Raw genomic sequence first — 14,386 nt, 5'->3', positions numbered from 1 at the left:
TATCACGGAAATGTGATGACGCTATTGGAAACGGGCAGCTCACGGCGTACGGGTTGTGATTGCGGAATATACGGCGCGCTGCCAAATTTGTTGAAGTCGGGGATAGTACCCGTCAGCGTAAATTTTTCAAATACAAAGGGAAGTCCTTCTGCGCCCAGTGGCGCATCGGCGTTCGCCACATGCAGGTGAAGGTGCGGCCCGGTGGACTGACCTGTGAATCCCAGCCGGGCGATCACGTCTCCTTTCTTTACCCGCTGGCCTGCTTTTACCACGATACTTTCCGGCTGCAGGTGTTCATAAAACACGTAGGTATTTTCTGCTATTTTTAAAGAGATATAATTGCCCGTGGCCAGGTGGGCGGCATAATCCGGGTGATTAGATAATGCGGTGCTTTCCGGGAAATCGGTTCTGGTGGAACTAACCACGCCATCTGCCACTGCCAGTATGCCGGCGCCATAGCCGTACCAGTTGGTGATCCTGTCGTCATCGCCGCCGGCGAATTTACCGGTGCTGTCGAGCTTTACAAAGTCGACGGCAAATCTTCCGGGGATACGTGCTACCCCATCCTTTACAAATATTACGCGACGGTGCCCCTGTGCCCATACCGGGCTGTAAACGGCGGTCCACGGGCCTCCTTTCAGCGGGGCGCCCAATACAATTGCCGGACTGGTTACCAGTTGTATGGCCGCGCCCGTGATGGTATATTCCGTGGCCGTATCACGAAGGGTATTTTTGAAAGATACCTGGTGAATAATTTCAGCAGGGAATTGAGCGGCGGCAGCGGAATATTCCACAAACAGCACCGCCACATTACCGGGCGGTATGGTGGCGGTGGGGGATTTTTGTCCCGGTGCAGCCAGCCGTTGCAACAGGCTGGTGTCTTTTATCAGCGTCAAAGCAGTGGTATTCTTCGCATCCTGTGCTTCCACTTTTGTGAGCAGCAGGGGCCAGGGAGAGAAGTTGGTAAGATGAATTTCGTAGAAGAGTACAGGATGTCCGCCGGTTACTACCGGTTTGGGAACGTGGTGTACTTGTATTTCAAGCGCCGGAGGCAGGGCAGGGATGCGGTTGTCCTGTGCCTGGCAGAGGAAGGCGGGCAGGATGAACAGGGGAAGCAGCGCTTTCTTTATATGGCTTATCACGGGTATTATTTAGAATGAAAAGATAAGCAACTTCTTCTTCCGTTACTGATTACCCGCGAAATATAAAAAAATATCCCTGTGACGTAGTAATGCCGTAGTGCCGGATGATGGTTTTTTTATGCGAACCCCTACTTTTGAAAGGATTAATCCACATTTCTTTTCAACCAAAAAACTACCCGTATGAAACCATTTCTAAAGCTGTTAGCTATCCTCCTTGTTTGTGCGTTTAATACCATTGCTCAAACCCCTTTCCGCGTTATTGGATATATGCCTTCCTGGGCAGGTAATGTAAACCAGGTGCAGTATAGTAAGCTTACTCATATCAATTACGCATTCCTGTTGCCTACCAGTACCGGCGGTTTGCAGGCAATCGATAACCCCGCGAAGTTACAGAGCCTGGTGAGCACTGCGCATGCCAATAATGTAAAGGTGCTGATATCTGTGGGCGGCTGGAATGATGGGAACGACAGCGGCTTTGAATCGCTCGCCGCCAACAGTACCTACCGCAATAATTTCGTGACCAACATGATCAATTTCGTGAACCAGTATGGTCTTGATGGCGTGGATATCGACTGGGAGTATCCCGATGCCGGCGCATCGGCCAATAACTATATTACGCTGATGACGCAGCTCAGCACAGAGATGCATAACAGGGGTAAACTCCTTACCGGCGCTATTGTGGGTACCGGCGGGGCCAGTATCTTAAACAGCGCTTTTGCGTTGGTAGATTTTTATAACCTCATGGCTTACGACTACAATAACTTCGACCACTCTACTTACAGTTATGCTACCCAGTCGGTGAACTACTGGCGCGGCCGCGGACTCCCAGCTTCCAAAACCGTGCTTGGCGTGCCTTTTTACGGAAGGCCAACCTGGGAGTCGTACGCCCAGCTGGTGGCGCGTGGCGCCAATCCTTATGCCGATGTATTTGATAATGTTGGCTACAACGGCATTACTACCATCAAACAAAAAACGAACCTGGCTTTTGACCAGGGCAGCGGTGTGATGATCTGGGAGTTGTCGCAGGACGCCACAGGAGCCAATTCGTTGCTGTCGGCCATTCATGAGGTAGTACTTAGCCGTACCGGCAACCCGGGCGGCAATGCGCCTGTTGGGCAAACGATATGGCTGCGCGGCAACAACAACCTGTATGTGAGCGGCGAGAATGGCACCCAGGCAATGAACTGCAACCGTACCAGCGCACAGGGCTGGGAACAGTTTACCGTAGTGGATGCCGGCGGCGGCAAAATTGCTTTACGCAGCCAGGGCAAGTATGTATCATCCGAAAACGGCACGCAGGCCATTACGTGTAACCGTACCAGTATCCAGGACTGGGAAAAATTCACCTGGATCAATAACAGCAACGGCACCATTTCACTGTTGTGCAACAATGGCGGCTATATCTGCTCGGAAAATGGCACGCAGGCAATGAGCTCCTGGAGAACTACGGTTGGTACGTGGGAATCGTTCAATTATGGAGCGGTGAGCGGACTGGCAGCCATCAGCAGCACCACCGCTGCCGTTGCTGCCACGCATGGGGCCATCCCGGAAGAAGCTGCCGCTGCTGCTATCCATGTATATCCCAATCCCATCCGTTCGGGCAGTGCATTCACCGTTACCCTGCAACACTACAACCCAAAAGCGCCTGTAAAGGCTACCCTGATCAGCGCGGGCATGCAGCCCGTGGCAGTACAGCAACCCAATGCTAAGACCTTCAATGTAAATACCGGCGCCATCGCCGGCGGCACGTATATCCTGGAAGTGATGCACGACAATCAACGGCTCGTGAAGAAAATCATTATACAGTAAACCCTCCTGATGATAAACCTATTTTCTCACCCACAATTACACATTCATGAATTCCACTGTTTTCTCACGTAATGTTGCAGCAGCCGGACTGCTGTTATTCAGTGTCAGTTTTATTTCCTGTAAGAAGGAACTGGCGCAATCAAACCTGCCCCACAACACAACCCTGGCTGCCGCCGATGCTGCTATAGGAATTAACGCCATTAACAGCACCTGGTCTGTTAACTGGGATAATTACGCCAATGGCACTACCTACACATCTACCAATGCTGCCAGTGATTTTGGCAATGTAACCGGCTGGAACAACAACCGCGGCTACATTTCCAATGGCAACCTCCGCATCCAGCTGGATCCCAACGCACTCTCCGCAGCCGGCGGGGTAGTGGCCAACATCGATGTATCTGACGGCGCCGCTTATGAAATGGATTATGATATCCGTTTTCACAGCCAGTTCGACTGGAGCCGTGGCGGTAAAATAGGCTTCGGCTTTTCTATTGGTGATGGCAACACCGGCGGCGATCCCGCCTGGGATGGTAATGGCGGCACCCTCCGGCTCATGTGGTACCGTAACGACGCCAACAGGGTGTACTTCCAGCCCTACCTGTATTACAGGGACCAGCCGGGCCAGTACGGCGACGACTTCGGGCTCACTTACCCTGCCAGCGGCAGCATCCAGAAAGGCACTACTTATCACGTACACCTGTACATAAAAAGCAACACCGGCAGTAATACCGATGGTCACGTTCAGATCGTGATCAACGGCACCGTGCTGCTCGACCGGGATATCCGGTGGACCACCAACGACAGCAAACGGCTGATCAGGGGCGTAACTTTTCATACGTTCCGCGGTGGCAGCCAGTCTTACTGGGAATCATCTACCGTAGGTTATATTTACTATGATAACCTGAGCATTCATAAGATTAATTAATGAAGAAGCCCGCCGGTGCAATGCCTGCGGGCTTTTTTATGCGGATATTTTTAAAGAAGCACACGACGATCATCTGCAATAAAAAAATCAACCCAGCACAAACCGGTATCCTACACCTTTAATGGTGAGGATCTGCAGGTTGTCATCCTCTTTCAGGTGTACGCGCAGCCGGGTAATATATACATCCAGGTTGCGGCTGTTGAAAAAGGAATCATGTCCCCAGAGCAGGTCAAGGATATTTTTCCGGTCGATGATGCCGTCGCGGTTTTCGTATAGTAGTTTGAGTAGTTCGCTTTCCTTGTACGACAGCTTTTTTTCTTCTACGTCGTTGGCCAGTACCTGGCGGTTAGTATAAAACCGGAACTTGCCGATTTTGATGTGATTGGCAGCAGGAGCAGGTGTTTTATCTGATTTACGCAATACGTTTTCAATGCGTACAATCAGTTCTTCCATACTGAAAGGCTTGCGGATATAATCGTTGCCTCCCAGCGTAAATCCTTTTACGAGGTCGTTGGTTTGTGTTTTGGCGGTGAGGAACAGGATGGGTACTTCCTGGTTGATAGCGCGTATTTCGGCGGCAATTTCAAATCCGTCTTTATTGGGCAACATGATATCCAGCACGCATACAGCAGGGTTTACCTGTTTGAACAATTGCATTACATGGGCGCCATCGCTTTCCAGTATTACTTCGTATCCCCGTCGCTGTAAACTTTCTTTCACTATTTTGCCCAGCGACAGTTCATCTTCGATATATAAAATTTTAATACTCATTTCATCCTGTTTTAAGCTTTATCACCCGGCGGTTTTTGTCGTAATGAATGACCGGCGCTTCTGCGAAGGGAAGCTTGATGGAAAACGTACTGCCTTTATGCAGTTCACTTTCCACTTCAATAAAGCCCATGTGCGATTGTACAATGTGAGATACATAACTGAGGCCCAGTCCATATCCTTTTATATTATGCCGGTTGCCACTGGGTACGCGGAAAAATTTCTCAAAGATCTTGTTTTTATATTCACGCGCAATGCCTATACCGTTGTCGGTTACACGTAGTTCCAGGTATTGTTTGTGATCAATGATATGGATCAGGATATTAGGGTCCTGGCTACTGTACTTTAATGCATTATCCAGCAGGTTGTACAATACGCTGGTCATATGCAGTTTATCGGCCGTGATGGTAAAGTTATGACCTGTTCTTTTCAGCGTGGTAACTGCGCGTTGTTTTTCAAACTGCAGCTTCATGGAAATCATTACGCTCCGGGTGAGATCTGTAAGATCGAAGGGTTCTTTGTTCAAAGGAATTTCCCTGTTTTCAAACATCGAGAGTTTCAGCACTTTATCTACCAGCAGCGCCAGGCGGTTCATTTCATTGGCCGATATATCGAGGTATTCGAGTGTTGTTTGCAGATCTTCCAGTGCATCAAAATTTCTCAGCGCTTCAATGGCCACACTAACAGTGGCGATAGGCGTTTTCAGCTCATGCGTCATGTTGCTGATAAAATCATTTTTGAGTTGTGCCAGCCGTTGTTGTTGTTTCAGGTTGCGGTAAAGCAGCAGGAAAGAGAAGATGGTAACAGCCAGGAGAAAGAAGGATATCAGTATCGGTTGACTGATGCGTTTCAGCAGGTACCAGGTATTGTTTTCAAATAAAACCTGGTAGCTCATGGGTTTGGTAAAACCGATGGTCACCGTATTACCTTCCAGGTCATCCGGGAAGGTATTGAACATATGATTGGTAGTAGTATCTACGGGAATGGTATTAACAGTAAAGGAAACGTTAATCTTTTCCCGTTCCAGCGCCCGTTGGTACCGGTCCACCACTTCTTTTACGGTAATAGAATCCCTGAGGGAATCTACACCGGCCAGGAACTGGAATACCGTTGTAGCGGGAACTCCTTTGGTAACGCCGTATTGTACATTCACGGAATCATCTTCCGGCATCGATGCAGGATCTACCGCCACAAACATCGTCCGCTTTCTGATGGGCATGGCAGGAGCGCTCATGGTAGAATCTCTCATTCTTTCCTGCAACACATTGGTGACACCCGTCATACCCGCACGGTCATGTACCCGCAGGCTGATATTGGAATCCAGGTTGAGCTTTACGGCCTGCAGGCGAAAAATGGTTTCCCGGAAAAGAATATTGGTGCGGGCGGTAAACAATCTTTTTTCCTCCCGGTAGTTATTGCTCAGCCAGTATGCCTGGAAAGCGGTGATCAGCAGGATGGTCAGCGCAATCAGGGAAATGGTAGCCGGTATGGAAAGTTTATATCGCACTATGTTGATTGAATGGTAAGAAATAACAATACTACCGCAAATGTATCATTTCCTGCTTCCCAACGCGGAAACATTAACCTAAATTAACATTAAATCAAGTGATGTTAACCTCTGTTCCGGCGGGAAGGAAATAGCTTTATTTTCTTAAATGTATGTAACATGAAGAAGATAATTTTTACGTTAGCCATCAGTGGATGCCTGTTAACCGCCAGCGGCCAGCAACAGCAGGGGCGCGTGCTCTACGAGCGCACCGTACAGATGCAGATGCGGATGATGGGAATGGCTGCTGGTGCAGACGCAGGGCCGGAACCTGATAACATACTGCCGCATTCCAGGAAAGATAAGCTCGAAGTATTGTTTGGCAATGGGCAGTCGCTGCGCCGCGCCGTGGAGGAAGATGCTCCCGAAGAATTCGCCGGGGAAGGTGGTATGCATATCCGCATGATGGTGGCCGGCGACAACGACGTGACCTATACCAGTTTCTCCAACGACCGCGTAGTAGAACAACGTGAGTTTGCTGCAAAGAACTACCTTATTACGGACAGTATCCAACGGCTCAACTGGAAGATCACGGGCGAAACCCGTACTATACTTAATTATCCCTGCCAGCAGGCTGTAACGCAGCGTATCGGCAAGCGTTCCATGACCTCCATGGAAAACGGGCAGATGAAAACCAAAGAGGTGGCCGATACGGCCAATATCACCGCCTGGTTTACATTGGCTATCCCGGTGCCTGCCGGGCCGGACTTCCAGGGACAGCTTCCCGGGCTTATCCTGGCTGTTGACATCAACAACGGCGCTACCGTTTACCAGGCGCTGGAAGTATCGCCGCAGGCAGATCTTGCCGCCATCCGGGAGCCTTCCAAAGGGAAAAAGGTAACGGAAGAGGAGTTTAATAAAGCACGGGAGAAGCTGATGAACGAAATGCAGCGCAATGGCGGCGGCGCCACACGCAGTATCAGGATAGCACAGTAAATAACTGCCATAAGAAAGGGGCCGGATGATATCATCCGGCCCCTTTCTTATGCCCCTTACTTTTTAACGCCGGATCATCCTGATCCCCGGCGCTGCAGCATTGAAAATGCCATTCTTACTAAGACTGTAAGTGAAGCTCAACAGGAAAAAGCGTTGCAGGTTTTTCGTGCGGCTGTCTTCAATATAATTCTGGTTGGTGCTGCGGTTAATACCCACATTTTCATTCAGGATATCAAATACACTCAGCTTCAGCTCCCCGCGGTTAAAGCGAAGGAACTGGCGGCTGACAGACGCATTCCATAACGGCACCTTTGCATTAAATCCATCTGTGCGGCGGCTGTTAATAGTATAGTTAAAACTGGTACTCACGTAAAAATTTGCAGGCAGCTGCCAGTTTACTTCTCCGTCATATTGTTGCAGAAAATAGCCGGTGTTGAGGGCAGGCTGCAGGGAGTAAGCTGTTTTGTAGTAATTAATACCCCCGCCAAACGTGAGGTTCAGCTTATCCGAAGGGTTCAGGTCAAAACGTACAGAAGGCCCCAGCGTAACCGTACTGATACCGTTGGATACCTTGTTGATAAACTGTTTTGTTTTGCTGTAACCCACGTTGCTGCTGAAGTTAACCGTGCCTTTCAGGGCCCGCAGGGGCAGGCCCAGGTTGATGCTGCCGGTCATGTTGAAAACACCGTTTACATTCACTGGCCGGCTGTATTTAATACCAAGACTATCCACCACATCATCATTCACAATCTTGTTCTGCGTTTCCTGGATGTTGAAGAAAGCGAACAGGTTTTTATTTTTGAAGGGGTTTACCGAAATGAAGTTGAGCTGTACGGTGTGCGTTAACTCCGGCTTCAGATCGGGGTTGCCTTCGCGGATATTGAGGGGATCGCTGATGTCCGGCACCGGTTGCAGCTGCGACATATCGGGCTGGTTGGTAATGGCTGCGTAGTTGATGCTGAGGTTCCGGTAACGGGTAAAGTCGTATTGGAAACGCAGCGATGGTAACAGGTTATAAAACGTTTGGCGGATCACGGAGTCTTTGGTGCCGGCGATAATGGTGCCTTTCAGCGAAGCATACTGCCAGTTGAGGCCCGCAGCGAGACTGTATTTTTTTTGTTTTGTACGCAGACGGATACCTGCATTGGTATAGCTATAGGCATTTTCGAAGTTGTTTGTCAGCGCGGGATTTGGCTGGTCGAACTTCCCGTTATCGCCGTTGTAATCATAAGTGATTTTATCGGAAGTAGTTTTCGTATAGCTGTTGCCGATACTGAACTCCACCAGTGAGTGTTTGAATAACGGTTCCGTATATACGGCGCGGGCGTTATAGCTGTTCATATCTCCGGATATGGTATTGCGCTGGTGGATGGAATCGTAACCGGGCTGCGAGGCGGGGCGGTTATAAAAATGATTTACGGAAAGCAGGCTGCCGTTGCTTTCGCTGTTATTGGTACTGTTTTGCAGATTGAGTGAAAATGTGCGGCCTTTGCGCAGGAATTTTTTACGGAACAATACATCATTGCTGAAATTGGAGCCATGACCTGCGGAGTAGTTATTGCTGAAGCCTTCATTGGCCAGCTGCTGGTCTTCCGAAAGGGTTTCATATTTGCTGTAGCTTTTGCTGCGGTTTTCCTGGTAACCAAAAGACGATGATATTTTAACCGAGTGCAGGGAGTCGATCTGGATATCGGCGCCCAGGTCGAGGCGGTGGGTATTATTGATGTTGTTGCTGGCAGCGTGCTGGTTGTAGAAATAAGAGGAGTCCGGCAGGAAATACTGGCGTTGTATTTCGCTTTCCTGGTAAGGATTATAGCGGTTATAAAAGTAGCTGCTGGTAAATTCTGTTTTTTTTCCGATGATGTTATTATAATTGATCCCGCCGCCCCATACGGTTTTAATGCCGTTGCCGCTGCTGCCGCCCATGAATGCGGCGGCGGGGTCGTCGGCGCTCATGGTGAAACTGGCGTTGCCGCTGCCGCTTTGCCGCATGCGGTTCAGTTCTCCGCTGAAGCTCATCATATCCATAAAGGAGAAGCCTTCTGCATTGGTGTTGTTGGCCATGCCGATAACGGAAAGTTGTCGTGCTCCTTTAAAGGCGTTGAGGTTAAAGCGCCCTTCGTACCGGTCGCTGGTACCGGCACCGGCCATGGCTTTTCCAAACATGCCTTTCTTTTTATCCTGTTTGAGTTTCAGGTTAATGGTTTTTTCGCTGTTGCCATCATCAAAGCCGGTGAGTTGTGCCGCATCGCTGAGGCGGTCGTATACCTGTACTTTGTCGACTGCATCGGCAGGGAGATTTTTAGTTGCCATTTTGGGGTCTTTGCCAAAAAACTCTTTCCCGTCAACCATCACGCGGTTTACTTTCTGGCCCTGTGCTTTTACGGTGCCGTCTTTTGCCACCTCTACGCCCGGCAGTTTTTTCAGCAATTGTTCTACGCTGGAATTGGGCGGTGTTTTAAAAGAGCCCGCATTATACTGGATAGTGTCGCCTACGAGTGTTACCGGTGGCGCTTCTCCGGTTACGGCTACTTCATTGAGCTGGATACTGAGGTCGTGAAGCACAAGAGCAGGGAAGTTCATCACGGGCGTTGCGTTGCTGATCGTTACCATGCGCTGGAGAGAGTGGTATTTTACATGCGTGATGAGCAGCCGGTATTCGCCGGCGTGTATGCCGTTGATTTCAAAATATCCTTTGTCGTTAGTCATGGTAAAGGAAACCAGTGAGGAGTCTTTTTTCTGCAGCAGGGTGATAGTGGCTGATGCCACTGGACGGCCGGCACTGGTATCAGACACAGTGCCTTTGATAACACCATTCCTTTGTGCGTTGGCGGCAAGGGATAAACAGGAGATAAGAAGCCACAGGTAATATTTTTGCATAGCGGACGTTTACTTTGTTACCGAAAGTAGGTCCGGGTGTGGCAAAAGCAGGTTAACAAGCCTTGCATTAATGTTAAGGAAGGTTAATAAAATGATATTGAAGCCCTGCCCGGTACGGGCAGGGCTTCGCAGCAACGGTGATTAGTCGAGGTACAGGGCCTTTACAGCGACGTCATATTTATTGCCGTCTGTGCCGGTGAAAGATCCCGCGTTGTTCTGTTTTTCATAGATAAAAAGAGTAACTACCTCATAAAGTTTGCCGGTAGTGTAATTCATGAGATCAATACCGAAAATGAAATCAGGATGTAACCGTTCATGCGTAACGGGGTCCAGAATATAGAAGATCGTATATCCATCAGTATTGACGGCATCCAGTGTTTGATATAACCCATAGGAGTCAAATGCAGCTTTTAACTGCGGGATGGTGTCTACATTTGTTATGTCGCCCAGGCTGAAGTCCATCATTAACAGTTGCAGGTCTACTTCACGGGGAAAGCAATGGGTAGCAAAATTGGCGGCTTTTATTTTCATAAAACCTGCAGGAGGTTTGGATTCAGCTGCCTGGGTATTGACTAACGCAATGGGAGTGGTAACTTCATCCGGCTGAAACAGGGTGAACTCGTAGGTTTGTGTGGCTTCTACCTGCAGGAGGCTATCGAAAAGAAAAACAGGTTTATCCGCCGGGTCTTCTGTAATTCCCCATATCTGCAGCTTATTGGCGCCTGGTTCCAGCTTCATGAAGTCAGTTGATTGTATTTGTTTGGGGTAGCCTTCCAGTCCGAAGCGGAGTGCGCTATAGGAGGTAGCGTTATTTATCTTCAGCTGTCCGAATACGATAAAATCATCTGCCGCTGTTTCCTTTTTGCAGGAAGTGTTGCTGGTCAATAAAATGATCATCACTAAAGTAAAATGAAGGAATTGTTTCATGGCAGATGATATTAAAAATTATAAGAGAAAGACAGGTTCATGTTGATCCCTCTTTTGATGCTGTAAGTTTTCTGATCGCCTTGTTTTGCGCTGTAGTTGTCTTTTAACTTTACAAAATCACTATAGCGATAGTCGGGATTTCCGTTGGCTGGCGGGAAGTAGCTGTCGGCCGGAACATAGTACTTCAATTTAATGATCTGGTATTTACCATTGATAAAACCTGTTTCATAACCTTTGATATTACGATAGTAAAATTCTTCCTGGTTGAGCAGGTTGGTAATGTTTAGTTTGAACTCCGCTTTGTTGTGGAATAATTTTTTGGAGAATTGCAAATCCAGCTGGCTATAGGCGGCGCGGAATTCTGAAGCGCCTGGCTGCCCATCTACCGCAAAGTTGGGACGGTAGCCAGTGCGGTTAAAAACGATGTTACCGCTAAAGCCGTCTTCTTCATATAGTAATCCAAGATTTACCAGATAGGGGGATTGGCCCATCAGTGGCCGGTCGAGTTCCTTCAGTAGCTCTATTTTTTTTCCGGGAGTGGCCGGATCATTTACCCGGTTGATCGTATTTACTTTCGAGGCAAACCAGGCGCCGTTACCATAGATGGTCATGTTTTTCAGCAGCCCGGAAATAAAGGCCAGGTTCTTTCTGAATTCCATTTCCAGCCCTTTGCTGGTGGCTGAATGCTGGTTTTGATAAGCCATGCCGATGGGGGTGCTGTTGAGTGAATTCACCACCAGTTCCACGGGTTTATCCAGTTTTTTATGGAAGGCAGAAACAGACAACATATCACCGGGTTTCGGATACCATTCGAAGCGCAGGTCTTTATTATCTATTTTGGTGCTGCTGATATTACCCCCGCTGATAAGCGCGTTCATAGCCGGGTCGGGGAAAGACGTAACGGATGTTTCGCGGAAGGTGGGGCGAATCATTGTTTTGCTGTAAGCTGCTCTCAGGTTTATTTTACTGGTAATGCTGTAAGTGAGATTGGCAGCGGGAAGGAAGTTCCAGTTTTTTTCGCCGGTGAGCACGGGCAGTGTGCCGTTATAGGCAAGATCGGGATGCTCTTTTTTAAATTGTGCTATCCTTCTGAGTTCAGCAAGTTGCTGATTTGCCAGTCCGAAATTTTCTGCTCTCAGACCATACACCAATCGCAGTTTTTGAAACATGCGCTGATCCAGCATAGCGTATATCGCGTGGTATTGGGAGCCTGACGCTGCCTGGTCGCCATTTTCCAGATCTCCCCAATAATAGGTCTGTCCTTTTCCCACGCCTACATGATCTGCGTCCATCTGGATATGATAAGGCAGGAATTCAACGTCCAGGCCGCGATAGGCGGTATATATTTTAAAGATATCCATCGACTGGCGGCGTTTTTTGTCCCAGCCATTGTACCCGGCTTTCACGATGCTGGTACCACGGAGGAATTGGAAAGGCTGACTGATATCCATACCCCAGGTATAATCTTTTTGTTCCACATTGGACCACAGCCGGTAAGGCCACGACCAGCTTGCCTGTGTAGCCGCATTGCTGGAGGGATTGCTGGCCTGGTAGATATCACCAAAGGTTTTATTGGCAGGGCCATACTGGAAGCTGCGCACATCATTATACACCTGGTTCATGGCGGCATAGCCAGCCATCCAGTTGAGGGTGAGCCCACCGCGGGTGATACGGTGTTCGCCTTCCAGTTTATGTTGTTGTATGGAGGTGGACACCGGCATCACCAGGGAAGTCCGTTGCCGGCCGTGACTAAAATCATCCGTGAACTCCAGCGAGCGGTAATAGTCTTCCGCAAAACTCCGGCTATGGAGGTTCCGCAATGTGATTTTGTTTTTCCGGGTGCTATAGCCAACATTCAATAAGGCAGTGGCAATTGTACTGAAACTATATATTTTCCCTTTTCCTGCGGTGTCTGTAACGAAGTAGTCGCGTGAAAGATCGAGTCCGCGGGTAGTGCTGAATTCATCTGTTTGATTCCGGTTACGGTAAGTGATACCGCCGGTGAACCCGATCTTCCTGTTGGCCGCGGTATCCAGTTGATATACCCTGCCCATAATGTATTTGAAATTGAGATTCGGATAGGCGGTGGTTTGATAGAGCCGGAAGCCATCGGGGTTAAACCGTTTACTTTGGTCTATGGCGCCTTCAAATCCATATTTATACCCGTTGGCGTCGGTAACTATTTTTGTTGGATCTTCCTGTTGATTGTAGAGCGACCAGGAAACGGTATTGCCGGGGATGGTACGCTGGCCGTTTTCCACTGCGAAATAGTCGCCTGTTTGCCTTTTGCCCAGGCTATAAAAATCTTTACCGGTTGTTTGGGTATTGATGCTTTCGCCAATGCTGATGACGGTGAAATTCCGGGAAGGTATGTCCAGTGTTTTCACCATCACCTGGCCACCTACAAATTCGGCGCTGGCATCAGGCGTAGCGGTTTTGTTAACCAGTATTTCGCCTACCATTTCATTAGGGATAAGGTCGAAGGCAAAGTTCCTTTTATTGGCATCAGTGCTGGGGAGTATCATACCGTCGAGCATGGCCTGGTTGTACCGTTCTGTCATGCCGCGCACCACTACATACTTATTGTCAACCACCGATACGCCGCTGATCCTTTTCAGGGCTGCGCCCACATTGTTATCCGGGAGTTTGTTGAGTTGTTCAAAAGAGATTCCGTCTGTTACGGTCGCGGCATTTTTCTGCCTGGTATAAAAGGAGGCAGTACTTTCCTTACCGGCGCTTGATTTTACCACAATACCCGCCAGCTGACCTTTTGCTCTTTTTAAGGTGAGATTTAAAAGAAAGGGTTGATTATCTTTCAGTTCAATTTTATTGATTTCTTTTGTTCCGTATCCGATGAAACTTACTGTGGCAACATAATTCCCGGGGGGCAACGTAAGGCTGAAAGCACCCTCGGCATTACTGGTGGTGCCCGTGTTGCCTACCCGGATAGTAGCGCCAACAACAGGCTGACCATTTTCCTCATCGATGATTTTGCCGGTTAATTTGCCGGGTATTTTTTTTTGCGGACTGCTTTCTGCCGGTTGTTTAAACAGGAGGATCATATTACCCTGTTGCCGGAAGTTTGCTCCGGAGCCCTGTAATAATTGTTGTAAAACTACGTCCAGTGGTTTCTGGCGGGCTTCAATCGATACTTTTTGCAGGGCATTGATCACATTGTCCTGGAAGTTAATGGTGTATCCTGTTTTTTGTTCTAATTCTTTAAAGATCTCCTTTAATGTTTTGTTGCTGGCAATAATGGTAACAGGTGTTTTAATAGGTTGCTGGCTGTAACCGGAAAAACAGATAAAGCATAGCAACCATACTGCGCCTGCTTTTTGCAGTAGTATCCTGTTTTTTAGAAGTGACAAAAACTCTCTGATAAAATACATACTTTTGAAATTGATTTTGATGTTCATGATAATTTTATGATGGACTCGCCGCCCTGCCGCAAAC

The 14,386-nt window shown here is 48.5% G+C and carries 9 protein-coding genes; 3 read left to right on the top strand and 6 right to left on the bottom strand.

All coding sequences use genetic code 11. From position 1 onward, the window contains the following. Positions 1–2 precede the first annotated feature (2 nt). Positions 3–1,142 (bottom strand): M23 family metallopeptidase, encoded by a 1,140-nt coding sequence (locus ACLHR0_RS12120; RefSeq protein WP_436486851.1) that lies wholly within the window; start codon positions 1,140–1,142, stop codon positions 3–5. 180 nt (positions 1,143–1,322) lie between these two features. On the opposite strand from ACLHR0_RS12120, the gene ACLHR0_RS12115 reads away from it, so the two are divergent. Together ACLHR0_RS12115 and ACLHR0_RS12110 are read left to right on the top strand one after the other, a co-directional pair. Then, positions 1,323–2,951, top strand: coding sequence for a glycosyl hydrolase family 18 protein (locus tag ACLHR0_RS12115; protein ID WP_436486849.1), 1,629 nt, complete (start codon positions 1,323–1,325; stop codon positions 2,949–2,951). Positions 2,952–2,997: 46 nt separating this feature from the next. Continuing rightward, the gene (locus ACLHR0_RS12110; RefSeq protein WP_436486847.1) at positions 2,998–3,876 is read left to right on the top strand and encodes a polysaccharide lyase; all 879 of its coding nucleotides are present in this window, start codon (positions 2,998–3,000) and stop codon (positions 3,874–3,876) included. A gap of 87 nt (positions 3,877–3,963) precedes the next feature. Here the strand turns inward: ACLHR0_RS12110 and ACLHR0_RS12105 are convergent, their stop codons facing one another. Further along, a complete protein-coding gene (locus ACLHR0_RS12105; protein WP_436486845.1) occupies positions 3,964–4,647 on the bottom strand; it encodes a response regulator transcription factor in 684 nt (227 codons plus the stop codon). Position 4,648: 1 nt separating this feature from the next. Continuing rightward, a complete protein-coding gene (locus ACLHR0_RS12100) occupies positions 4,649–6,151 on the bottom strand; it encodes a sensor histidine kinase (RefSeq protein WP_436486843.1) in 1,503 nt (500 codons plus the stop codon). Positions 6,152–6,310: 159 nt separating this feature from the next. Between ACLHR0_RS12100 and ACLHR0_RS12095 the strand changes: the two genes are divergently transcribed. Further along, complete coding sequence (locus tag ACLHR0_RS12095) at positions 6,311–7,126, top strand: GLPGLI family protein (RefSeq protein ID WP_436486841.1); 816 nt, start codon at positions 6,311–6,313, stop codon at positions 7,124–7,126. A 63-nt stretch (positions 7,127–7,189) separates the two neighbouring features. On the opposite strand, the gene ACLHR0_RS12090 is transcribed toward ACLHR0_RS12095, so the two are convergent. The 3 genes from ACLHR0_RS12090 to ACLHR0_RS12080 form a co-directional block, all read right to left on the bottom strand. Then, entirely contained in the window at positions 7,190–10,006 is a 2,817-nt protein-coding gene (locus ACLHR0_RS12090; RefSeq protein ID WP_436486839.1) for an outer membrane beta-barrel protein, read from the bottom strand. Between the two features lie 141 nt (positions 10,007–10,147). After that, entirely contained in the window at positions 10,148–10,933 is a 786-nt protein-coding gene (locus tag ACLHR0_RS12085) for a hypothetical protein (RefSeq protein ID WP_436486837.1), read from the bottom strand. Positions 10,934–10,944: 11 nt separating this feature from the next. Continuing rightward, positions 10,945–14,301: a TonB-dependent receptor domain-containing protein gene (locus ACLHR0_RS12080; RefSeq protein WP_436486835.1), complete on the bottom strand. Its 3,357-nt coding sequence runs from the start codon at positions 14,299–14,301 to the stop codon at positions 10,945–10,947. Between the last annotated feature and the right edge of the window lie 85 nt (positions 14,302–14,386).

The organism is Chitinophaga sp. ARDCPP14, assembly GCF_051362515.1.
Taxonomy (GTDB): domain Bacteria; phylum Bacteroidota; class Bacteroidia; order Chitinophagales; family Chitinophagaceae; genus Chitinophaga.
The sequence above is the reverse complement of the archived record's forward strand: the minus strand, read 5'-3'. Positions and strand labels throughout refer to the sequence as shown.

Excerpts from the sequence above, each read along its gene's own strand:
- ACLHR0_RS12115 (WP_436486849.1), top strand. The coding sequence starts at position 1,323 with ATGAAACCATTTCTAAAGCTGTTAGCTATCCTCCTTGTTTGTGCGTTT.
- ACLHR0_RS12110 (WP_436486847.1), top strand. The coding sequence starts at position 2,998 with ATGAATTCCACTGTTTTCTCACGTAATGTTGCAGCAGCCGGACTGCTG.
- ACLHR0_RS12105 (WP_436486845.1), bottom strand. The coding sequence starts at position 4,647 with ATGAGTATTAAAATTTTATATATCGAAGATGAACTGTCGCTGGGCAAA.
- ACLHR0_RS12095 (WP_436486841.1), top strand. The coding sequence starts at position 6,311 with ATGAAGAAGATAATTTTTACGTTAGCCATCAGTGGATGCCTGTTAACC.
- ACLHR0_RS12090 (WP_436486839.1), bottom strand. The coding sequence starts at position 10,006 with ATGCAAAAATATTACCTGTGGCTTCTTATCTCCTGTTTATCCCTTGCC.
- ACLHR0_RS12085 (WP_436486837.1), bottom strand. The coding sequence starts at position 10,933 with ATGAAACAATTCCTTCATTTTACTTTAGTGATGATCATTTTATTGACC.